Origin of the sequence: Marinobacter manganoxydans MnI7-9 (assembly GCF_000235625.1) — a bacterium.
GTDB classification, from domain to species: Bacteria; Pseudomonadota; Gammaproteobacteria; order Pseudomonadales; family Oleiphilaceae; genus Marinobacter; species Marinobacter manganoxydans.
In genome coordinates this window covers 1-21,941 of sequence record NZ_AGTR01000036.1, presented here as the reverse complement: position 1 = coordinate 21,941, position 21,941 = coordinate 1, and the positions used below count along the sequence as shown (strand labels likewise).

At 58.1% G+C, this 21,941-nt stretch carries 17 protein-coding genes and 3 tRNA genes; 13 read left to right on the top strand and 7 right to left on the bottom strand.

The features are described 5' to 3' along the window. Nucleotides 1-5: 5 nt before the first annotated feature. Complete coding sequence (locus tag KYE_RS09745; RefSeq protein ID WP_008172829.1) at nt 6-341, top strand: YqcC family protein; 336 nt, start codon at nt 6-8, stop codon at nt 339-341. Here KYE_RS09745 and nadC read toward each other — a convergent pair whose 3' ends face one another. After that, a complete protein-coding gene (gene nadC, locus KYE_RS09740) occupies nt 342-1,181 on the bottom strand; it encodes a carboxylating nicotinate-nucleotide diphosphorylase (RefSeq protein ID WP_008172827.1) in 840 nt (279 codons plus the stop codon). A 223-nt stretch (nt 1,182-1,404) separates the two neighbouring features. Here nadC and KYE_RS09735 point away from each other — a divergent pair, with 223 nt between their 5' ends. The 4 genes from KYE_RS09735 (at nt 1,405) to KYE_RS09720 (ending at nt 7,437) form a co-directional block, all read left to right on the top strand. Next, nucleotides 1,405-3,702 carry a DUF1631 domain-containing protein gene (locus tag KYE_RS09735; protein ID WP_008172826.1) on the top strand — a complete coding sequence of 766 codons (2,298 nt, stop codon included), beginning with the start codon at nt 1,405-1,407 and terminating at the stop codon, nt 3,700-3,702. 69 nt (nt 3,703-3,771) lie between these two features. Next, nucleotides 3,772-4,398 carry a 1,6-anhydro-N-acetylmuramyl-L-alanine amidase AmpD gene (ampD, locus tag KYE_RS09730; protein WP_008172825.1) on the top strand — a complete coding sequence of 209 codons (627 nt, stop codon included), beginning with the start codon at nt 3,772-3,774 and terminating at the stop codon, nt 4,396-4,398. Then, nucleotides 4,399-5,286 (top strand): hypothetical protein, encoded by an 888-nt coding sequence (locus KYE_RS09725; RefSeq protein WP_008172824.1) that lies wholly within the window; start codon nt 4,399-4,401, stop codon nt 5,284-5,286. A 120-nt stretch (nt 5,287-5,406) separates the two neighbouring features. Continuing rightward, nucleotides 5,407-7,437: a methyl-accepting chemotaxis protein gene (locus KYE_RS09720; protein WP_008172823.1), complete on the top strand. Its 2,031-nt coding sequence runs from the start codon at nt 5,407-5,409 to the stop codon at nt 7,435-7,437. Between the two features lie 45 nt (nt 7,438-7,482). Here KYE_RS09720 and KYE_RS09715 read toward each other — a convergent pair whose 3' ends face one another. The 5 genes from KYE_RS09715 to KYE_RS09695 all read right to left on the bottom strand — a co-directional run bounded on the left by KYE_RS09715 (nt 7,483) and on the right by KYE_RS09695 (nt 13,881). Further along, nucleotides 7,483-8,040: a cob(I)yrinic acid a,c-diamide adenosyltransferase gene (locus KYE_RS09715; protein ID WP_008172822.1), complete on the bottom strand. Its 558-nt coding sequence runs from the start codon at nt 8,038-8,040 to the stop codon at nt 7,483-7,485. 13 nt (nt 8,041-8,053) lie between these two features. Continuing rightward, entirely contained in the window at nt 8,054-8,947 is an 894-nt protein-coding gene (locus tag KYE_RS09710; RefSeq protein WP_008172821.1) for a ketopantoate reductase family protein, read from the bottom strand. Nucleotides 8,948-8,952: 5 nt separating this feature from the next. Beyond that, nucleotides 8,953-11,805, bottom strand: coding sequence for a valine--tRNA ligase (locus KYE_RS09705; RefSeq protein ID WP_008172820.1), 2,853 nt, complete (start codon nt 11,803-11,805; stop codon nt 8,953-8,955). An 83-nt stretch (nt 11,806-11,888) separates the two neighbouring features. Next, nucleotides 11,889-12,401, bottom strand: coding sequence for a DNA polymerase III subunit chi (locus KYE_RS09700; RefSeq protein ID WP_008172819.1), 513 nt, complete (start codon nt 12,399-12,401; stop codon nt 11,889-11,891). Next, on the bottom strand, nt 12,388-13,881 hold the full coding sequence (locus KYE_RS09695) for a leucyl aminopeptidase (RefSeq protein ID WP_008172818.1): 1,494 nt from the start codon (nt 13,879-13,881) through the stop codon (nt 12,388-12,390). The genes KYE_RS09700 and KYE_RS09695 overlap by 14 nt, the downstream gene beginning before the upstream one ends. Nucleotides 13,882-14,123: 242 nt before the next feature. On the opposite strand from KYE_RS09695, the gene lptF reads away from it, so the two are divergent. Further along, complete coding sequence (lptF, locus tag KYE_RS09690; RefSeq protein WP_008172817.1) at nt 14,124-15,233, top strand: LPS export ABC transporter permease LptF; 1,110 nt, start codon at nt 14,124-14,126, stop codon at nt 15,231-15,233. Continuing rightward, entirely contained in the window at nt 15,220-16,281 is a 1,062-nt protein-coding gene (gene lptG, locus KYE_RS09685; protein ID WP_008172816.1) for an LPS export ABC transporter permease LptG, read from the top strand. The genes lptF and lptG overlap by 14 nt, the downstream gene beginning before the upstream one ends. A 29-nt stretch (nt 16,282-16,310) precedes the next feature. Here the strand turns inward: lptG and KYE_RS09680 are convergent, their stop codons facing one another. Then, nucleotides 16,311-16,850 (bottom strand): RDD family protein, encoded by a 540-nt coding sequence (locus KYE_RS09680; protein WP_008172814.1) that lies wholly within the window; start codon nt 16,848-16,850, stop codon nt 16,311-16,313. A gap of 141 nt (nt 16,851-16,991) precedes the next feature. Between KYE_RS09680 and alaS the strand changes: the two genes are divergently transcribed. The 6 genes from alaS (at nt 16,992) to KYE_RS09650 (ending at nt 21,811) form a co-directional block, all read left to right on the top strand. Next, nucleotides 16,992-19,622, top strand: a complete 2,631-nt coding sequence (gene alaS / locus KYE_RS09675; RefSeq protein ID WP_008172812.1) for an alanine--tRNA ligase — start codon at nt 16,992-16,994, stop codon at nt 19,620-19,622. Nucleotides 19,623-19,727: 105 nt separating this feature from the next. Beyond that, nucleotides 19,728-20,966 (top strand): aspartate kinase, encoded by a 1,239-nt coding sequence (locus KYE_RS09670; RefSeq protein ID WP_008172810.1) that lies wholly within the window; start codon nt 19,728-19,730, stop codon nt 20,964-20,966. A gap of 189 nt (nt 20,967-21,155) precedes the next feature. Next, entirely contained in the window at nt 21,156-21,353 is a 198-nt protein-coding gene (gene csrA, locus KYE_RS09665; protein ID WP_008172808.1) for a carbon storage regulator CsrA, read from the top strand. A 126-nt stretch (nt 21,354-21,479) separates the two neighbouring features. Beyond that, nucleotides 21,480-21,569 (top strand) — tRNA-Ser (locus tag KYE_RS09660). 63 nt (nt 21,570-21,632) lie between these two features. Continuing rightward, a tRNA-Arg gene (locus tag KYE_RS09655) sits at nt 21,633-21,709 on the top strand. 25 nt (nt 21,710-21,734) lie between these two features. Next, nucleotides 21,735-21,811, top strand: a tRNA-Arg gene (locus KYE_RS09650). The last annotated feature ends 130 nt before the right edge of the window (nt 21,812-21,941 follow it).

The following is a 21,941-nucleotide window of genomic DNA, read 5'->3' as shown; positions in this document are numbered from 1 at the left end:
CTGATATGACCGAATCCGGTAACCCGGTCGGGCAGGTTGCGGACTGCCTTCTGAACATTGAGATGGAGTTGCGGCAGCTGGGGCTCTGGGAGTCAGAGCCGCCACCGGACGAGGCGTTCCAGAGTGCGCAGCCCTTTTGCATCGATACGCTGGAATTTACCCAGTGGCTGCAATTTGTTTTTGTGGAAAGAATGAAGATCATTATCGAAAATGACCACCCGTTGCCCTCGGCCTCCGGCATAGCGCCGATGGCCGAAGAGCATTTCCGGGGGCGACCGGAGTCCGGTAGCAGGCTGGTTCGGGAGCTGGAGGTGATCGACCGCCTGCTTAGCGGGGAGTGATCAGTCCAGTCTCATTGACAGGTCGACAGCCTTCAAATCCTTGGTCAGCGCGCCAATCGAGATGAAGTCCACGCCGGTTTCGGCGATCGGCACCAAGGTGTCGGCATTGATTCCCCCGGATGCTTCCAGCTTTGCTTTGCCACCCGTGGTAGCGACCGCGGTCCGCATGTCTTCAAGTGAGAACTCATCCAGCATGATGATGTCTGCACCCGCTAGAAGGGCCTGCTCCAGCTCGTCAAGGTTCTCGGTTTCCACCTCCACCGGTTTGCCCGGTGCAATCCGGTGGGCGGCTTCAATGGCCAGGGCAATGGAGCCGCAGGCGGCAATGTGATTTTCCTTGATCAGGAAGGCATCCCACAGCCCGATCCGGTGATTGAAGCAGCCGCCACAGGTTACAGCGTATTTCTGGGCCAGGCGCAGACCGGGCAGGGTTTTACGGGTATCCAGCAGTCGAACACCGGTGTGTGCAACCCGGGCGGCATAGCCTGCGCAGGCGGTCGCAACGCCAGACAGGGACTGGAGCCAGTTCAGAGCCGCGCGTTCGGAGCTTAGCAGGCTTCGTGCCGAACCCTGCATGGTAAACAACACCTGATCCGGTGACACGGTCTCTCCATCGGCCACCTGCCAGTTCAGCTCAACGGCCGGATCCACCTGTCGGAAAACCTCGTCCACCCACTCCCTGCCCGCGATGGTGGCGGTTTCCCGCGTAATTGCCCGCCCTGTTGCCTGTTTGTCGGCTGGTATCAGTCTGGCCGTAATGTCGCCATCGCCGATGTCCTCCCGCAGACTCTGGGCAACATTTTCAATTCTGGCCTGGCGGAGGAGTTCAGGGGCAATCATAGGGCAAAAAGTCCGGTGCAGTGGGTTGACGGCGTTTCAGGCTGTCAATTCTAAAGCGCCGCCGGTGAATCGCCAAACTCTTGGGGCTGGGCTGCTAAACTGTGATGCACGTCAGGTCTACACAAAAGGTGACAAATTCTGACACAACCTGACGTGGGCAGCTCGTATCATGTGAAGTGGAGAAATAAACAGGCAATTGTGTAATACAAGGCGGAGCAGCGAGATGGTGCACGATAACAAGGTTGTCAGCTTTTCAGGCCGGAAACCGCCCGCCCGGTTTTCTTTGCCTGCGTCCCTCGTGCGCCTGCGTGACGCATCGGGTCAGTCCCTCAAGTCCGTTCTTGCCAGTTTTTTCGATCGTGCCGATGATGCCCTGTTTGAACTCGCGGACAGAGCCGGCTCCAACCTCGACCAGACCGCCTACTTTGATGCCATGCGGGAGCTCAGGCTTCGTCGCAAAGCCATGGTGGTCTCGATCCTCCAGTATGTCAGCCAGGCCTTCAATGAAATCGGCAGGTTCCAGCCCCAGCAAAGTGCCAGGTCGCTGGATGAAGTTGACGAGGACTCTCTCAGCCTCGTTGACCATTCCCAGCTTGAGCAGCAGGTGGCAGTCGACAATCTCATAAATAAACTCCGGAACCGTTATACCGAACAGATCCGTCTGCTTACCGTCCGGGTGGGGCATCTGGTGCCGGGTATCGAGCTGAAAGACGCACAAATGCCGCTGAGCCCGGAAATCATCTGTGGTGGTGTTGCCGAGGCCTGTGCCGACCTCGACATTGATATCCGGGCCAAGCTGGTGGTTCTGAAGCTGTTTGATCGCCTGCTTGCCGATACCCTCGGTGATTTCTACAAAGAAGCCAATCGCACCTTGATCAGTGAAGGCGTAATGCCTGACATGAAACGACCGCCCACCGGCAAGGTGCCCTCCCGCTCCGGTCAACGTGGGTCAGGAGAGAGTTCAGTGCCGACCAGTGCCAGCGGTCAGGCGGATTCTGCCAGCGAGAGTCAGGGTATGTCTCAATCACAGGCCACTTTCTCGGAGCTCAGCGCGCTGTTGCATCGCGGTGAGTCCAATGCTGTCACTGGCGGATCCTCGGTCGGCGAAAGCTACATTGATACCGACAGGCTTATGGCCCGTTTGACTGAAGCGCAGTCGAGCAGCAGGCAATGGGGTGAAGGTACCGTTGTACCTCTGAACGAGCAGCTTCAACCCATCCTGCGTTCCGGCGATGGCAACAGCCTGAGCGTTGGGCAGGTCGACAGTGACGTGATCAATCTGGTTTCCATGCTGTTCGACTTTATTCTGGAAGATCGCCAACTGCATCCGGTGATGAAAGCATTGATCGGGCGCCTGCAGATTCCGGTGCTGAAAGTGGCGCTTAGTGACAAGAACTTTTTCAACCGGGGCGGTCACCCGGTTCGAAAACTGCTTAACGAGCTGGCACTCTCGGCCATTGGCTGGACCGAGAAGAAGGCCGGGCAAAGAGACCCGCTTCGGGACAAAATCGAATCGGTGGTAGATCGGGTTCTGACAGAGTTCACTACCAACGTCTCCCTGTTCGAGGAGTTGCTCAAAGATTTCAGCCACTTCATGGATCTCGATCGCCGGCGTCGTGAGCTCGTCGAGCAACGTCTTCGGGATGCTGAAGAAGGGCGGGCTCGACAGGAGCGGGCGTCCCAGGCGGCGGAAGGCTTGGTTAAGGAGCTGACAGAGCAGCGGGACGTGCCCGAACCGGTTGCCGGCCTCCTGAGCGAAGCCTGGACCCGGTACCTGCAATGGGTTGTCCTCCGGGAGGGCGAGGAAAGCGACCGGTGGCAGCACGCCCGGAACCTGACCGAGCAGTTGGTCTGGAGTGTGGATCCGCGCCCGGTCACTGATACCACCAGGTCAGATCTGCTGAGGGCAATACCGGCCATTGTGGACGACCTTCGCAAGGCACTGCAGGATATTTCCTGGGACCCGTTTGCCACCGATGCGGCGATTCGCGACCTTGAACTTGCCCATGTGGATGTTTTCCAGCGATTGGTGACGGCTCCGTCCAGGCCGGAATCACCTTCGGAACCAGAGGATCTGCTCGTTCCGGAGCCCGCTGCTGAGCAGCCCGTCGAGCCCCCTGAGCCGGCGGCCGAAGACGCTGTCAAAGCAACGCCCTCGCCGGCCGAGCCTGAAGTGCCTGTTTCTGTGGTCAGCGAGGCTGCCTCCCAGGCGGACGCTGAAACGCAGACTGCTTCAGTATCTCCAGAGTGGCTGTCAAAGGCCGAAAGCCTGCGTGTGGGTTCCTGGATTGAACTTACCCGCGACGAAACCCGGGTGCGCTGTAAGCTTGCGGCCTTTATCAAGGCCACTGGCAAATATATCTTTGTGAATCGCAGTGGCGCGAAGGTGGCAGAGTATCTGCGTCAGGAACTGGCCGCCGACATGGAATTCGGGAAAATCAGCATGCTGGATGATGGTCTGATCTTCGACCGGGCACTGGAGTCGATCATCGACAACCTGCGCAGCAGCCGCAAGGACTGATTCGTAGCAACCGTGGCAACTTTGTGATTCAATCAGAGGCTGTAATGCTCTGAAACTTTTGGAATTACTTTGCCCGATTCAGACGTTTTTTCCGAACGCCCTTCCGCCTCCGGTACCGATGGAAATTCGCTTCGCGAAACCGGGCAGATTTCCTTCGCCCGCTGGACCCCTTCGCCGAATTTCGGGCCTCGTCCGGATGGAGCGGGCATCTCTCTTCTGGTCGTCCACAATATCAGCCTGCCTCCGGGCCAGTTTGGTGGCCGCGAAATAGAAGACTTCTTCTGCAACCAACTCGACCATTCTGCGCACCCCTACTTCAAGACTATCGAGGGCGTCCAGGTGTCTGCGCACCTGCTGATTCGCCGCGATGGCGCGCTGGTGCAGTTTGTCAGCCTGCTTGATCGGGCCTGGCATGCCGGCCGATCGTGTTTTGAAGGGCAGGAGGAATGCAATGATTTTTCCATCGGGATTGAGCTGGAAGGGACCGACGACACCCCTTACACCACCGAGCAATATCGCATGCTGGCGAAAGTGGCGGACCTGATTATGACGGCCTGGCCGGATATCACGGCCAATCGGATTACCGGGCACTGCGACATTGCGCCCGGCAGGAAGAGCGATCCCGGCCCGGCTTTTGACTGGCGGTATTTCCGGTCAGCCCTGGAAATAGTCCGAGGATCGGGGAGGAACGTCTGAATGGTATTTGTTGTGTTTCTTCTGGCCTACATGGTACGTAGGCGTCTGGATTCCCTGGACATGCTGTCTGGCGATGAGGTCTGGCGCCGTTGGTTCCGCTACGGCAGCCGGGTCAGGGCGGGCCATGAATCGGGGATAGCAACCGGGCTGGCACTGGTCCTGTTGCCGGCCCTGATACTGGGGCTTGCGGAATACCTGCTGGTGTCTTCTGGCTGGAGAATGGCGGCTTACCCGCTGGAGTTCCTGGTGCTGGTCGTCCTTATGGGAACGCCGGGCTGGCGACAGGTACTGCGGGCCTATGCGGAGGCGTGGCATCGGGGAGACATGCAGTCGGCCTGGCATCATGTGAAAGACCTTCTTCCGGCCGATGAACGGGGAGCCGCAGTGTCTCCCGAGGCCATGCACCTCTCCCTGTCCAAGGCACTGATGGTTTCGGTGTTCCAGCGCTTTTTTCTGGTGGCTTTCTGGTATGTGGTTGGCGGTATCGGTCTCGCGGTCCTGGCGCGTGGGCTGGTAGCGCTCGCCGAGCAATGGCCGCAGGCGCCGGCCAGGCCCAGGTTTGCAAAAATGTCCGACCTTGCCGGCTGGATTCCTGCCAGGCTTTTGTCGTTAACGTTCGGAATTGCCGGAGATCTGGCCGGCTGGCTGCGTGAAACTCGCCAGACTCTGACCGGAATCTCCAAAAAAGCGGGCGAGGTACTCATGATTTCGGCCAACGGGTCGTTAACCGGGTATGCACTGGATCCAGCGAGGTTTTCCCGGATTCACCCGGATGAGTGGACAGCGTTTGGGGGAAGGAGTCTGCGAGCGGTAAGGGATCTGCTGAACAGAAGCATGCTGGTATGGATATGCATACTCGCCCTGCTGGTTATTTCCGGCGTCGTTTAGCCCGGATTTTATAAAACATTGCAGTTTAACAACAAATAAAGCTTAAGTTTTTAAGACTTTAGGCGACAATAGAAGAAAAGAATTAACGTTCAGTGGTTATTTGCCAGCACGAGGGTCCCTGTGAAGCAACTCATTAATCCTGCCATTGCCCTGATGAACCGGCTGCCGATGGTCTACAAGTTCAGTCTCATCAGCATTCTGTTCCTTTTACCAATTGGCGGGCTGTCCTGGCTTGCCATTTCCGAGCTGAATCGCTCGGTTCAGACCATGACCCGGGGTGTCGAGGGGCTGGAGCAACTCCAGCAAGTGGATCGGCTGGTGGATGCGGCGATGGATTATCGAGACTATCGCTCACCGGCGATCATCAAGGATGAGAGTGCCATTACCGCAGTTTCCGAAGAAGCGGCCACTGAGATTGACAGCCTGCTGGCGGCTCTGACCGCAGAAGAGCGCTCGTTTGATACGACTGGCTCCTGGGCCGATCAGGTTGAAGGCCTTCGCCAGGAGTGGGAAGCATTGCGGGCCGATGACAATTACCAGGGCAGCTTCGATCCTCAGTTCAAGTATTATCAGGAATTCGTCCAGAAGGCACAGGCGCTGCTTTCGGCCACCATTGAAATCTCTGGTTTGGGGCAGGGGGCCTCAAGAGAAAACCAGTTGATTCTGGGCCTGGTCCAGGACTCTCTCCCGGCTGCACGCACCGTGATCGGTCGGGCAAAATCCTACGGAATCTTCGCACTGGTCGAGGGGCAGGTAGGTTACGCCCTGAGCGAAACCCTGAACGAAATCTATGACCAGTTGACCAATCGCACCTCCTTGCTTTCACCGGCTTTGGCTCTTGCTTCTGAAGCATCGCCGGCCCTCGCCAATCAGGCAGGCAACGCCATTCAACGGGTTGACGAGAGTTTGATGGTGGTTCGGGATCATCTGGATCTGAACGTGATAACGCCCATGCGTCTGGAAATGCCCTGGACCGAATACGACGATCTGATGTCCGGGCAGTTGGCCCACTACGACGACGTCAAGACGGCTGCCTTCAGCGTGGTCGACTCGAACCTGCGCGCACGGCTCGAGAGTGAGATCAACCAGCGTCGCCTGATTGTGGTTGCCCTGATCGCCGTGCTGCTTGTGGTTGTCTATCTCTACATCGGCTTCTTCATGTCCGTACGTACCGCCATCAACCGCTTCAGCGAAGCCGCACGGAACGTTGCCGCCGGCGACATGACCACGCACATCAGTTTGCGCAACCGCGATGAGCTGGGCGAGTTGACGACGGAATTCAATAACATGACCGACCGGATTGCCGAGCTGATCCGCTCTGTCAGCCGGACGACGGCGGACGTAGACCAGCAGGCCACCCGGGTCAATGACACCGCTGCGGCCAATAGCGAAGCGGTTGCGCGTCAGATGGAAGAAAGCGGCCAGATCAATGAAGCCATGAACCAGATGGTTGAGGCGGTTCATGAAGTCACCGAAAGCGCGCACCGGGTTGCGGACAGCGCGAGCAATGCCGAACAGGACACAGAAACCGGCCGGGGCGTGGTGGCCGACACGGTTGAAACCATCAACAAGCTGGCGGGTGAAATCTCAGGCGCGGTGGAAGTGATCAACCGGGTCAGCAAGGACAGTGACAACATCAGTCAGGTGCTGGTCGAGATCAAGGCCATCGCCGAGCAGACCAACCTGCTCGCCCTGAACGCCGCGATCGAGGCGGCCCGAGCCGGGGAGCAGGGGCGAGGATTCGCGGTGGTTGCCGATGAGGTTCGCTCGCTGTCACAGCGCACGCACAAATCGACGGAAGAAATCGAAGGCATGATTTCCCGTCTCCAGAGCGGAGTCAAAGACGCGGTGTCGGCCATGACCAACAGCCGGGACGTGACCGAGGCAACGGTGCAGAAGTCTGGAGAGGTGACAGAAGCCCTGGACAGAATCGCCAAGGGCATCTCCGTGATCGTGGATATGAGTCACCAGATCGCCCAGGCCGCCGAAGAGCAGTCTGCCGTCGCGAAAAACGTGAACTCGAACGTTGAGCAGATTGGCGAGCTGGGCCATAAAACAGCCGCCAATGCTGAAGAAACCCTGGGTTCTTCCAGAGAAATGTCGCAACTGACAGCGTCGCTTCAGCGTCTGGTGGAAGCGTTCAAGGTCTGACCAGCGGACCTTTGCGCGCGATCAGGCGCATAAAAAATCCGGCCCTTAGAGGCCGGATTTTTTTTGTTCCCAGAGAATCTCTTCGCCACCCTCGCGCCGGGCGAGTACGCGGGCGATGACAAACAACAGATCCGAGAGACGGTTCAGGTAGTGTCGGGAAGCGGTTTTGATGGAGTCCTCATGGCCGAGGGCGACGACAACCCGCTCTGCACGACGGCAGACCGCCCGGGCAAGGTGACATTGGGCGGCGCCGGGGCTGCCGCCGGGCAGGACAAAATTCTTCAGCGGTGGCAGGCCTTCGTTGTGCCGGTCCAGGGTGCCTTCCAGCCATTCGATGTGCTCGTCACCGATGACACGGCTGCCGGGGATGGCAAATTCGCCCCCCAGGTCAAACAGATGGTGCTGAATGCGGCGCAGGCTCTCCACCAGTTCGTCGTCGCTGTTCAGGGTTTCGATTAGCAACCCGATATGGCAGTTGAGTTCATCAGCGGTGCCCATGGCTTCAACTCGCTGGGCATTCTTGGCAATCCGGTTGCCATCGGCCAGGCCCGTGGAGCCATCGTCTCCGGTGCGGGTGTAAATCTTGGAAAGGCGGTTGCCCATCAGTCTGCTCCTGTTAATGTGACGACAGTTGTTGTACCCGTTCGGTCAGCATTTGGTTCACCGGCGTGTCGATACCGAGTTCTTTTCCGAGTTTTGCCAGATACCCGTTGATAAAGTCTATCTCGGTTTGGCGTTTCCGGAGAACATCGGCACGCATCGACGATGTGTTGCCGGCGGTGTTTTGAGCGACCTGTTCAATGCGTTGGCGCAGGGAATCCGGTGTTTCCGTAATCTGGACGGCGGCGCTCATCAGCTCTGACAATTCCCGGCAAAGTTCCTCGATGGTGTCCTGATATAGCCCTGCAGACAGGATGTCGCCATTGGGGCAGTTCAGGATCGCGGTGTAGGGATTGATGCCCGCATTGATGATCAGTTTCTGCCAGAGTCGCTGGAGGATGGCCGGCTCCCGATGAATGGCCAGGCCGGAGTCTTCCAGCATGGCGACCGCGCGGTCCACCGAGAATCTGGCCTGGTCCGTCAGCGGACCCACCCAGGTATCGCCGGTACCGGCATGGACGAGAAGCCCCGGTTCAGGTCGATTTGCGCCCTCGGTGGTGCTGGCGGCCAGGATCGGGCGCTCCGGCCACCGCTCGGCGACAGATTGCTGGCTGCCCAGTCCGTTCTGGAAAAGCAGGATGGGGGTGTCAAAGGGTAATTGGTCGATCACGCCTGCCACGGCGCTCAGGGTATCACCGGCCTTGGTTGTTACCAGCATCAGGTCCGGCGTGTCGCCGGTCCTGAGGAAGGGAATCTGTATGGAGGATTCCGGCCCCTCAAAGGGCCGGAAACGGTAATCGAGGCTTGAGTCGGTGGTCTCGCCCGGTCTGGCCACGAAGGCAACGCAACCGTTGGGTAGCATTGCGCCCCAGAGCCTGCCCAGAGAGCCTGCACCGAGAATACCGATCATGCCGGTTACATGGCCTCGATATCGGCCCTTTGCTGGCTCAGGCGGGCCTGGCTGCTTTGGGCGTCCCGGAGTTTTTCCTGTTCCTTCTCGACCACCTCGGCTGGAGCCTTGGCCGTGAACTTCTCGTTACCCAGTTTACCCTCCAGGCGACCGATCTCTTTCTGCAGGCGTTCCAGCTCCTTGTCCAGACGCTTGAGTTCGGCATCCTTGTCAATCAGGCCGGCCATGGGGACCAGTACTTCCATGTCTCCCACCAGTTGAGTGGCAGACATGGGGGCTTTGTCACCCTCAAACCAGTCCAGGCTCTCCAGCTTGGCCAGGGAGCTCAGGAACTGGCGATTGTCATTCATGCGGCGCTGATCCTCGGCGTCTTTGCCGCGCAGCAATACCGGAATCTTCTTCGCCGGCGAGATGTTCATTTCGCCCCGGATGTTCCGCACGGCAACGATCACGCCCTTGAGCCATTCAATATCAGCGGTAACCGCTGAATCCTGCTTGGTTGCATCCGGTTGCGGGTAGGCCTGCAGCATGATGCTGTCGCCAGTCTTGCCGGCCAGGGGCGCGATCCGCTGCCAGATTTCCTCGGTGATAAACGGCATCATCGGGTGCGCCAGGCGCAGAACGGATTCCAGTACGCGCACCAGGGTGCGACGGGTGCCACGTTTGGCTTCGGCACTGGCGTCTTCATCACTGAGCACAGGCTTGGACAGTTCCAGATACCAGTCGCAGTATTCGTTCCAGATGAACTCATAGAGCGCGTAGGCCGCCAGATCGAAGCGGTACTGGTCCAGGTGACGGATCACGTCCTGCTCGCAGCTTTGCAGCTCGCTGATGATCCAGCGGTCTGCCAGAGACAGTTCCACGGGCTCGTCATTCACACCACAGTCTTCGCCTTCGGTGTTCATCAACACGTAGCGGGCTGCGTTCCAGAGCTTGTTACAGAAGTTGCGGTAGCCTTCCAGGCGCTTCATGTCCCAGTTGATGTCGCGGCCGGTCGTTGCCATGGCGGCAAGGGTGAAGCGCAGGGCATCGGTGCCGTGGGCGGTGATACCCTCCGGGAATTCCTTTTTGGTGCGCTTGCCGATTTTCTCTGCCAGCTTGGGCTGCATCAGGTTGCCGGTTCGTTTCTCCAGCAGGTCATCCAGGCTGATGCCGTCGATCATGTCCAGCGGGTCGATCACGTTGCCCTTGGACTTGGACATCTTGTCGCCGTGCTCATCACGGATAAGGCCGGTGACATAGACGGTATGGAAGGGTACCTGGGGGCTGCCGTCTTCGTTCTTCATGAAGTGCATGGTCATCATGATCATCCGGGCGACCCAGAAGAAGATGATGTCGAAGCCGGTGACCAGCACGTCGGTCGGATGGAAGGTTTTCAGGCGCTCGGTGATCTCTGGCCAACCCAGGGTGCCGAACGTCCACAGGGCAGAGCTGAACCACGTATCAAGAACGTCTTCATCCTGCTCGAGGGCGACATTGGCGTCCAGGTTGTGCTTCTGGCGCACTTCATCTTCGCTGCGGCCCACGTAGATATTGCCGTCGGCGTCGTACCAGGCCGGAATGCGGTGGCCCCACCACAGCTGGCGCGAGATACACCAATCCTGAATATCGCGCATCCAGGCAAAGTACATGTTCTCGTACTGCTTGGGTACGAACTGGATACGACCGTCTTCCACCGCTTCAATGGCCGGCTTGGCCAGGGTCTTGGCATCGGCAAACCATTGGTCGGTGAGCATGGGCTCGATAATCAGGCCCGACCGGTCACCGCGGGGGACGCTGAGTACGTGATCCTCGATGTTCTCGACCAGCCCCTCGGCTTCCATATCGGCAACGATTTGCTTGCGCGCCGCCTCGCGGGTCAGACCAGCGTAGGCACCCGGCATGGTGCCATCGAGTTCGGTGTTTTCGGTGCCGTCGGCATTGAACACCTCGGCCACGTCCCGGATGTTGGCGTCCTGGGTCATGACGTTAATCATCGGCAGGTTGTTGCGCTTGCCCACGGCATAGTCGTTGAAGTCGTGGGCCGGCGTGATCTTCACGCAACCGGAGCCTTTCTCCGGATCGGCATGATGGTCGGCAACGATGGGAATACGGCGGTTCACCAGCGGCAGCATCACGTGCTTGCCAATCAGGTGCTGATAACGCTCGTCTTCCGGATGCACGGCCACGGCCGTATCACCGAGCATGGTTTCCGGCCGGGTGGTGGCAACGATCAGGTAATCCTTGCCATCCTGGGTTTGCGCGCCGTCAGCCAGCGGGTAACGCAGGTGCCAGAAAAAGCCTTTTTCTTCCTTGTTTTCCACTTCCAGATCGGAGATGGCGGTGTGCAGTTTCGGGTCCCAGTTCACCAGCCGCTTGCCGCGATAGACAAGTCCCTCGTCGTACAGGCGGATAAACACTTCCTGAACGGCTTTGTAGAAGCCGTCGTCCATGGTGAAGCGTTCGTTGTCCCAGTCCACGGAATTGCCAAGGCGGCGGATCTGGCGGGTTATGGTGCCCCCGGAGTGCTCTTTCCAGTCCCAGATGCGCTTGATGAATTCTTCCCGGCCCAGATCGTGGCGGGTCTTGTCCTCTTCCGCAGCGAGTTTGCGCTCAACCACCATCTGGGTGGCAATGCCGGCGTGGTCGGTACCAACCGTCCACAGTGCGTTTCGGCCCTGCATGCGCTTGAAGCGGGTGAGGGTGTCCATGATGGTGTGCTGGAACGCGTGGCCCATGTGCAGGCTGCCGGTTACGTTGGGCGGCGGGATCGCGATGCTGTAGGACTGGCCTTCACCGCTGGGGCGGAAGTACCCTTTGGATTCCCAGTTTTCGTACCACTGGCGCTCGATGTTTTCTGGCTGGTAGGTTTTTTCCATGGGGTTCTGCAGTGACCGTTGGTTGATTCACAAGGGAAAATTGAGACGCACGATTATACATGGTCGCCCTGTTTGCGGCGAACCTAACGCTTCCTCTGATCATGCACCCGGGGTTCAATCCCCAGTGCCCGCAATTGCTTGAAGTGTGACCGCGCCTGATTAAGAACATTCGGGTCGTTATGGGCAACCAGGGCCAGTCGCTTGAACCGGTCGGCATCCGCCGGCAAGGTTGCGGAGAGAATGATCACGGTATCCCAATCCTCTGGCGCCGGCGGGCAAAGCAGAATGCCAACGGGATCGGAGCAGGTTGTGGCAGAGTCCGGAACAACGCTATGGGGGATGAATGCGTCCGGGCTGAAGTTCCAGAGCAGGTCGTCCAGCTCTTCTGCGTGTTGCATGGTATCGCACACGACGCACACGCGGTCGCCCTGCTGCCAGGCTTTGTCCACGAGTTTGGCAGCGTGGAGATTGCGGGCGGCGGGCGTATTCTGGGCAAGGATGTGAAACCAGTAGCGCTGGTTCCGGTCTTCCTGTCCGGAGTGGCCGGCAGCTGGGCTGCCGGTCTCCGAAGAGCTGGAGGGCTTACTTTCCTGCATGGGACATCAGGTAGTCGACCAGCATGGGCACCGGGCGACCGGATGAGCCCTTGGCTTTGCCGGAGTGCCAGGCGGTGCCGGCGATGTCCAGGTGCGCCCAGCGATAGTCCTTGGCAAAGCGGGAAAGGAAACAGGCCGCTGTTATGGTCCCTGCAGGGCGGCCACCGATGTTGGCCATGTCGGCAAAGTTGCTGTCGAGCTGGCTCTGGTATTCGTCCCAGAGCGGCAGGCGCCATGCCCGGTCACCGGCACGCTCGCCGGCGGCAAGAAGCTCGTTGGCAAGTTCATCGTTGTTGGCCAGCAGGCCGGTGGCGTGATTGCCAAGTGCAATGATGCAGGCGCCGGTCAGGGTCGCCAGATCGATGACGGCGGCCGGGTCAAACTTCTTCACGTAGGTGAGGGCATCGCACAATACCAGGCGCCCCTCGGCGTCGGTGTTGAGGATTTCAACAGTCATGCCGGAGAGCGTGGTCACTATGTCGCCAGGGCGGGAAGCGCCGCCATCCGGCATGTTCTCTGCTGCGGCAATCACAGCCACCACGTTGATCTTGGGTTGGGTTTCGGCGAGCACTTTCATGGCGCCGAAGACACTGGCGGAGCCGCCCATGTCGTACTTCATTTCATCCATGCCCTCGCCGGGCTTGAGGCTGATACCGCCGGTGTCGAAGGTGATACCTTTGCCCACAAGTACGTGGGGCTTGTCCTTGGCCTTGCCACCACGGTATTCCATCACGATCAGTCGCGGCGGTTGGGTGCTGCCTTTGCCCACGGCCAGGATGGTGTTCATGCCCATCTTTTCCATCTGCTTTTCGTCAAGCACTTCGGTCTTGATGCAGTCGTAATCCTTGGCCAGCTTCTTGGCTTGCTGAGCCAGCCATTCCGGGTGGCAGATGTTGGGCGGCGTGTTGCCCAGATCCCGGGTGAGATTCATACCACGGCCGGTGGCCAGACCGAGGTTGAAGGCGTCCTTGAGGGCCTTGCCGGCACTGGAGGCATGCACAACAGCTTTGTTGACCTTCCGGGCGGCGGGCTTTTCGCTTTTGAAGTCGCTGAAGGTGTAAAGCTGATCTTCAAGGGTCCGGCCAATCAGGCTGAGACGGGCTGTTTCAGAACTCACAGCTTCTTCGCCGGTTACAGGGGTATCTGCGAGAGCGATCGCGACGCTTTTGGACGGGCCGTCCTTGAGCGCGGTCATCATCGCGATCAACGCTTTACGGTAGTTGGCGGGGCTGCGATCCGCATCCTTGCCAGTGCCAACCACAAGCAGGCGAGTCCAGGGCTGATCGGTCAGGGGAATGGTCAGCGTCGTGGCATTCTTGCCGGACAGATCACCGGCCTTCTGGAGTGTCTTGATCATCCCGCCCAGAGCCTCATCGGCCTGATTCGTTGAATCGGGCCAGGTGCCTTTCTCAGGCAAGCCAACTACGAGACAGTCTGCTTTGGTGCTGGCGATGGCTTTACTGCTCAGGCTGAAATTCATGGCAACTCCTGTTGATTGTTCACGAGGCTCCCGCCGGCGGCGGGAATCGTTCTTGATTGTGATCTAGTCTAGCATTGGGGCTTGCGGGGAAATTATCAAGCGATTGGCGCCGCTTCCGTGCCTGTCTGTGCCTTCATGCCGGTGTAATACCGCTACTCTGTCATTCGGCACGAAGGTTACATAGAATACGCGCAGTTCCCAGCGACCTCCACGTTTCAGCGGATACCGCCAGAGAGACCGATTTGAGCATCATTTTCCGTTACCTCATACGCCAGATCATGATCAGCATGGTTGCCGTTTCGGGCATCCTGCTGCTGGTGTTCATGAGCGGCCGTTTCCTGAAATATCTCGACAGTGCGGCCCAGGGCAGCATTTCGGCCGGTGTGCTGCTGGAGATCATGGCCTTCCGGTTTCCGGGTTTTCTTGAGCTGATTCTGCCCCTCGGGCTGTTCATCGGCATCCTGCTCGCCTATGGGCGTATGTATCTCGAAAGCGAAATGACGGTCCTGTCCGCTTGTGGGGTGAGTGACAAGGCACTGTTGGGAAAAACGCTTCTGGGCAGTCTGCCAGTGATGATCATTGTCGGTGCCATGAGTCTTTACGTGTCGCCCTGGGGAATGAATCAGGTTCAGGAAATTCTGAACGAACAACGAAAGGCAACCGAATTTGAAATGCTTGCGCCCGGGCGCTTCCAGGATTTTTCCTCTGGCGGACGGGTGACCTATACCGAGGCTTTGAGTGAAGACAAGCGCCAGTTGCAGGGCGTTTTTATCGCCGAATACGCACCGGACGGGCGTGGTCTGACGATCATAACCGCAGATTCAGGCTCCCAGCTGATCGATCCGGAAACCGGCAGCCGTTTTCTCATACTGGAAAACGGCGGTCGCTTTGAGGGCGCCGCGGGCCAGCTAAATTACAATGTGATCGATTTCGAAGCCTACGGTCTGAAGATTGAGGGCGGCGAGGCTGGCACCAAGCAGCGGGAAGAGGGCGCCAGTACCTGGAGCCTGATGCAGTCAGACCGCCTGGAAGATCGTGCGTTGCTGCACTGGCGATTTTCGCTGCCGCTCATCGTGCCAATCGTAACGTTGCTGGCAGTGAGGCTGAGCCGCGTGAATCCACGCCAGGGCCGGTTCTTTCATCTGTTACCGGCAATGCTTGTCTACATAACTTATCTGGGCCTACTCATTGTAGCCCGGGACTGGCTGGCGGCCGGCAAGGTCCCGGAATGGCTGGGCATGCTCTGGGTCCACGCGTTGTTCCTCGGCTTTGGGCTATGGCTTCAATTCGGGCCAGCGTGGTTGTACCGCCGGCGCCTGATTCGGGATGGGGGTGCTCGTGCGCAAGATTGACGGGTATGTAATGCGCTCGGTTGGCGGCGCGATGTTCCTCGTGATGATGGTGGTGTTGTCCCTTGATCTCATTTTTGCGTTCATCGCCGAACTGGATGACATCCGCAACAACTACCAGATCCTGGACGCACTCTGGTATGTCTTTCTGACCCTGCCAAGACGAATCTACGATTATCTGCCGCTGGGTGCCTTCATGGGTTGCCTGGTGGGCCTGGGTTCTATGGCCAGTTCCTCGGAGTTGACGGTTGTACGGGCTGCCGGCGTATCGCTCAAGCGTATTGTCTGGTCCGCAATGAAGCCGGCGCTGGTTATCGTGGTTCTGGGTGTATTGATAGGCGAATATCTGGCTCCGCCTGCCGAGCGTGTGGCCCAGAGTTACAAGGCGGTGGCATTGGGCGCCGGTAGCAACGTGGCGTCGGCTTCGGGGGTCTGGCACAAGGAAGGGGATTCATACATCCATCTCAATGCCGTGCAACCGAATGGCGTCCTGCATGGGGTGTCGCGTTTCCAGTTTGATGATGATCGGCAGCTGCTGGCCGCAAGTTTTGCGGAGCGAGCGATTTATCAGGGCGACCACTGGTTGCTGGAGAATGTTCGCACCACGAGCTTCGAGGATGATCGGACAGTACGGGTTGACGACCGGACCCTGCGCTGGGAAACCGGCCTCTCGCCCGGCGTTCTCAGCGTGTTGATCGTGAAGCCCGAGAATCTTTCGATGACCGGACTCTACACATACGCCACCTATCTTGGCGAGCAAAGCCTCAACGCCTCCCGCTATTGGCTGGCGTTCTGGAAGAAGGCGCTCATGCCTCTGGGAACGGCGGTCATGGTGCTGGTGGCAATATCCTTCATCTTTGGGCCATTGCGCTCGGTCACCATGGGATTCCGGGTTTTTACCGGGCTGTTGGTGGGGCTTCTGTTCAAATATATGCAGGATTTTCTTGGGCCAATGAGCCTTGTATACGGGTTCAACCCAATGCTTGCGGTGCTGGTGCCCATCGCGGTAAGCGCCGTGGCTGGTGGCATCCTGATGCGGCGGGCTGGTTGACCAGCCCTGCTATTCCGGCGGCTAAACCATTACTTTTTGGTCGCTTCTTTGGGTATGGATACAACCACGCTGTCAGAGAGGCGGTCGGTAATTGATAGACCATTGATCGGATAGAACAGCGCAACAATAGCCGGGATACCCAGAAACAGGGTGGCAGCTCCGAGGTAGTAGCTTCCTAGAAGTGTCAGGAAGATCACAGCCGCCGCCGTCACGTAACGCCTGAGCGCCTTGCTCCAGCTCACCGAAGTACCATCAATGTTTTCAATTCGAATCCGCCAGACCTGCATCCCCAGGGTCTGGCCAATGCGCGTCCAGAAATAGGCAAAGAACAGGTAAAGGATCAGGAACAACGTGAACGTCAGCCCCGGGTCCCCGGAAAGCTGGCCTGCCTCGGCCATCTGTTCGTACCTGTCCCAGCCGGTGATCCAGCCAGCCACCATGGTGTATCCCCAGGTAGCGACAAGCAGCACGGCAATGCTGATCAAACCGTCGTAAATAATGGCAAGGGCACGTTTGAGGGCGGTGGCTGGTGGGAATAGTTCCTCGGCGTCATGGAAGCGTCGGGGCATGGAATCTCCTGTGATGTTTCACGTTTTTCCTGTTCTCGGCGTGTGCTAGAGTAGCGGATTTGCACAAGCATGTAAGTATCCGTATTCAATCGCGGACCGGGCGGCATTTCCGCCGGGTTTCTGGAAAGGTATCAAAGGGCTATGAAAACCGCAGAGTTGCGACAGGCATTCCTCGATTATTTCAAGCAGCAAGGTCACACCATTGTTCCAAGTAGTTCGCTGGTACCTGCGGACGACCCCACATTGTTGTTTACGAATGCGGGAATGAACCAGTTCAAGGACCTGTTCCTGGGTCGTGAAGAGCGCGACTACACCCGGGCAACCTCGTCCCAGAAATGTGTCCGCGCTGGCGGCAAGCACAACGACCTCGAAAACGTCGGTTACACCGCCCGTCACCACACCTTCTTCGAGATGCTGGGCAACTTCAGCTTCGGTGATTACTTCAAGCGGGAAGCCATCAACTACGCCTGGACATTCCTGACCGGCGAGAACTGGCTGAACCTGCCTCAGGAGAAACTCTGGGTTACCGTTTACGCGGAAGATGACGAAGCCTTCGACATCTGGAACAAGGAAATCGGCGTGCCGGCAGACCGTATCGTCCGTATCGGCGATAACAAAGGCGGCCGTTACGCCTCAGACAACTTCTGGCAGATGGGGGACACCGGTCCCTGCGGTCCCTGCACCGAAATCTTCTACGATCACGGCCCGGATGTTGCTGGTGGTCCCCCCGGATCACCGGAAGAGGACGGTGACCGCTACATCGAAATCTGGAACGTGGTGTTCATGCAGTACAACCGCACCGCTGACGGTGAGATGTTGAAGCTGCCCAAGCCGTCTGTTGACACTGGCATGGGTCTGGAGCGCATCACGGCGGTTCTGCAGGGTGTTCACAGCAACTATGAAATTGATCTGTTCCAGGATTTGCTGGCAGCCGCCTCACAGATTCTGGGCGGTGCCGCAACCACGGAAGCATCTTTGCGTGTGGTCGCGGACCACATCCGTTCCTGCGCCTTCCTGATCGCGGACGGCGTCATGCCCTCAAACGAGGGGCGCGGTTTTGTGCTGCGCCGTATCATTCGCCGCGCGGCACGCCATGGCAACAAGCTGGGTGCAACCGGGCCGTTTTTCTACAAACTCACCGGTGCACTGTGCGAGCTGATGGGCGAGGCCTTCCCGCAGCTGGTCAGCAGCCGCAAACAGATTGAAAAGGTTCTGCTGCAGGAAGAGGAGCAGTTTGCCAAGACGCTGGACAAGGGTTTGCGTCTGCTTGAGCAGGACATTGCCGAACTCAAGGGTGCCGAGATTCCGGGCGAGACAATCTTCACGCTTTATGACACCTATGGTTTCCCGGTCGACCTGACCAACGACATCGCTCGCGAACGAGGCCTGACGCTGGATTACGAAGGTTATGAGAAGGCGATGGAAGGTCAGCGCGAGCGCGCCCGGGCAGCCAGCAAATTCGGCATCGACTACAACGCCGCGGGCCTACAGCTCGAGGGCAAGACCGAGTTCACCGGTTACGAGCACATTGACGGCCACGAGAAAATCCGTGCAGTCATCGTGAACGGCGAGGAAAAGACCGCCGAAGCCGGTGATGAGGCCGTTGTGGTGCTCGAACGTACGCCGTTCTATGCCGAGTCTGGTGGCCAGGTCGGCGATACTGGTCTGCTGACCTGGAGCGGCGGCCGGTTCAAGGTAACGGATACCCGCAAGGAGGGGGATAACCACCTGCACCTTGGCACCCTGATCGAGGGCGAGCTGTTTCCGGGGCTGGAAGTCGATGCGCGGATTGATCACGCCCGTCGCGAGCGAACCAAGCGTAACCACTCCGCTACGCACCTACTGCACGCGGCCCTGCGCAAGGTACTGGGTGAGCACGTTAGCCAGAAAGGTTCACTGGTGGACCCGGATAAACTGCGTTTCGATTTCTCCCATTTCGAGGCCGTTACTCCGGAGCAGCTTCGCGAGATTGAGCGCCAGGTGAACGAGCAGATCCTGGAAAACAGCCCGGTCCAGACCGAAATTACCGACATGGAAAAGGCCCAGGAAAAGGGTGCCATGGCGCTGTTCGGGGAAAAGTACGGGGATGTGGTTCGGGTACTCAGCATGGGTACCGACAATTACTCCGTTGAACTGTGTGGTGGTACGCACGTTTCCCGTACCGGGGACATTGGCCTTTTCCGTATTACCTCTGAAAGTGGCATCTCATCCGGCGTCCGTCGTATCGAAGCCGTTACCGGCATGGGCGCGCTGGACTGGATCGACGGCACCGAGCGTACCCTTCGCGAGGCGGCCCGTCTGGTGAAAGGCTCCCGCGAGTCGGTCATTGAAAAGGTCCAGCAGACGATTGACCGCAACCGTCAGCTTGAGAAGGAAGTGGGCGCGCTGAAGGCAAAACTTGCTTCCTCGGCCGGTACCGATCTGGCCAGCACCGCTGTCGACGTCGGCGGGCTCAAGGTGGTGGCTTCCGAGTTGGAAGGTGCTGACCGCAAGGCCCTGATGGAGACGGCTGATCAGCTGAAGAACAAGCTGGGCGAGGGCGTTGTGGTTCTGGCCAGCGTGGAAGATGGCAAGGTGACTCTGGTTGCCGGTGTTACAAAATCGGCCACGGGCCGGATCAAGGCCGGGGACCTCATGAAGCATCTGGCCGCGCAGGTCGATGGCAAGGGCGGGGGGCGACCCGACATGGCTCAGGGTGGTGGCAACGATCCATCCAAGCTGGAGGATGCCCTGGCGGGTGTTGCCGGCTGGGTCGAGAAAAATATCGCTTAAGCAACTGTTTTTGTCGGCGGGCTGGGGTTTATAATCCCGCCCGTTTCTTCTTAGTGGCGGAGTGTCACTCCGCTGTGAGTCCCCGTTTCGGATATTGGGAAAATAATGGCTCTGTTGGTTCAGAAATTTGGTGGCACATCGGTTGGAACAACCGAGCGTATTGAAGCGGTAGCCGAGAAGGTGAGCCGTTTTCGGAAGGAAGGTCATGATGTTGTTGTCGTGGTTTCCGCCATGAGCGGTGAAACCAACCGGCTGATCGCCCTGGCCAACAACATCATGGAGGAGCCGACACCGCGTGAGATGGATGTGCTGGTATCCACTGGTGAGCAGGTAACCATTGCGCTCCTGTCCATGGCGCTGCAGAAGCTCGGTTGTGAAGCACGGTCCTACACCGGTTCTCAGGTGCGCATCCTGACCGACAGCAGCCATACCAAGGCGCGGATCAAACAGATCGATGAGCAGCGCATGCGCGAAGATCTGGATGCTGGTCGAGTGGTTGTGGTTGCCGGATTCCAGGGCATAGACGAGAGTGGAAACATCACTACGCTCGGGCGTGGCGGCTCCGATACCACAGCGGTGGCTCTGGCGGCAGCGCTCAGGGCAGACGAATGCCAGATCTACACTGACGTTGACGGTGTCTACACAACCGACCCAAGGGTTGTCGACACTGCGCGCAGGCTTGAACGGATTACGTTCGAGGAAATGCTTGAAATGGCGAGTCTGGGTTCGAAAGTGCTCCAGATCCGCTCTGTAGAATTTGCAGGTAAATACAACGTTCCATTAAGGGTTCTTTCCAGCTTCCAGGAAGGCGAGGGCACCCTGATTACTCTTGAGGATGAAAAAGCCATGGAACAACCGGTTGTTTCCGGCATCGCTTTTAACCGTGATGAAGCCAAACTGACCATTGCCGGCGTACCGGATACCCCGGGCAGCGCGCTGCGTATTCTGAAGCCGGTGAGTGACGCCAATATCGAAGTGGATATGATCGTGCAGAACGTGGGTGAGGATAACCGCACAGCCTTCACGTTCACCGTCCATCGCAATGATTTCAAGCGTGCGAAAGAAGTGCTTCAGCGTGTTGCAGACGAACTGGGTGCTCGTGAAGTGGCCGGTGACAGCAAGATTGCCAAAGTCAGTATCGTGGGTGTCGGTATGCGTTCTCACGCTGGTGTGGCCACTCAGATGTTCGAGGCGCTGTCCAACGAGGGAATCAATATCCAGATGATCTCCACATCAGAAATCAAGATTTCCGTGGTGATCGACGAGAAATACCTTGAGCTTGCGGTTCGCGCACTTCACAGTGCATTTGAACTGGACAAGCCCGCGGTATCGGAAGAGGCCTGAAAACCGCAGATAAAAGGTCGGTCTGCGGGGCCTCCGAAAAAAGGGCGTCATATACTGAGCCTATGACAAACGTGCACCGTATAAGGGAATGTGCGTCTACAGATCAGTAAGTGATCCCACTATAAAAGCAATAAATAGATCAAAAAACCATTTATCGGAACAGGTAGCTCTGGATAGGGAGTAAGGGATATGTTGATTTTGACTCGCCGCGTGGGCGAAACTCTGATGGTCGGCGACGATATCACCGTCACCGTCCTGGGAGTGAAAGGCAATCAGGTGCGCATTGGCGTCAATGCCCCGAAAGAAGTCGCGGTACACCGTGAAGAAATCTACCAGCGGATTCAGTCGGAAAAAGGCTCTGAAGAGCCCGAGCCCGGCAACAGCTGAGAGTCAGAAAGCCGTTCAAGGGAAACCTGAACGGCTTTTTTGATGGTGTGGGGAAACGGGCCCGAAAAATCTCGTGTCAACCCTATGAAAACAGAAAAATTATGGTAGTATACGCCCCGTTCTCAAGGAGAGGTGGGTGAGTGGCTGAAACCAGTTCCCTGCTAAGGAACCGTACGAGCAATCGTACCGAGGGTTCGAATCCCTCCCTCTCCGCCATTTCCTTTTTGAGGAAAGAGAGACAGGTTGAAGTAGCACTCAACCACAGCAAGTGATCAATGTGCGGCTGTAGCTCAGCTGGATAGAGTACCTGGCTACGAACCAGGCGGTCGGAGGTTCGAATCCTCCCAGCCGCGCCATCGATCAACCTGCCACAAGTTTTAAGCGGCTGTAGCTCAGCTGGATAGAGTACCTGGCTACGAACCAGGCGGTCGGAGGTTCGAATCCTCCCAGCCGCGCCATATTAGGATCAAGACGCCTCAGTTTGTGAACCTCACAGGCTGAGGCGTTTTGCTTTGTATAGCTGGGAGGATTTGAACCGATAAGAGGTTCGACCGAAACCCACGCAGTGGGTTGAGGAACGCCGGAGCC

Coding starts and splice junctions, on each gene's coding strand:
- KYE_RS09680 (WP_008172814.1), bottom strand. CDS start 16,850: ATGCCCCGACGCTTCCATGACGCCGAGGAACTATTCCCACCAGCCACC.
- KYE_RS09725 (WP_008172824.1), top strand. CDS start 4,399: ATGGTATTTGTTGTGTTTCTTCTGGCCTACATGGTACGTAGGCGTCTG.
- KYE_RS09745 (WP_008172829.1), top strand. CDS start 6: ATGACCGAATCCGGTAACCCGGTCGGGCAGGTTGCGGACTGCCTTCTG.
- KYE_RS09735 (WP_008172826.1), top strand. CDS start 1,405: ATGGTGCACGATAACAAGGTTGTCAGCTTTTCAGGCCGGAAACCGCCC.
- KYE_RS09695 (WP_008172818.1), bottom strand. CDS start 13,881: ATGAATTTCAGCCTGAGCAGTAAAGCCATCGCCAGCACCAAAGCAGAC.
- nadC (WP_008172827.1), bottom strand. CDS start 1,181: ATGATTGCCCCTGAACTCCTCCGCCAGGCCAGAATTGAAAATGTTGCC.
- KYE_RS09715 (WP_008172822.1), bottom strand. CDS start 8,040: ATGGGCAACCGCCTTTCCAAGATTTACACCCGCACCGGAGACGATGGC.
- KYE_RS09710 (WP_008172821.1), bottom strand. CDS start 8,947: ATGATCGGTATTCTCGGTGCAGGCTCTCTGGGCAGGCTCTGGGGCGCA.
- KYE_RS09700 (WP_008172819.1), bottom strand. CDS start 12,401: ATGCAGGAAAGTAAGCCCTCCAGCTCTTCGGAGACCGGCAGCCCAGCT.
- KYE_RS09670 (WP_008172810.1), top strand. CDS start 19,728: ATGGCTCTGTTGGTTCAGAAATTTGGTGGCACATCGGTTGGAACAACC.
- alaS (WP_008172812.1), top strand. CDS start 16,992: ATGAAAACCGCAGAGTTGCGACAGGCATTCCTCGATTATTTCAAGCAG.
- csrA (WP_008172808.1), top strand. CDS start 21,156: ATGTTGATTTTGACTCGCCGCGTGGGCGAAACTCTGATGGTCGGCGAC.
- KYE_RS09705 (WP_008172820.1), bottom strand. CDS start 11,805: ATGGAAAAAACCTACCAGCCAGAAAACATCGAGCGCCAGTGGTACGAA.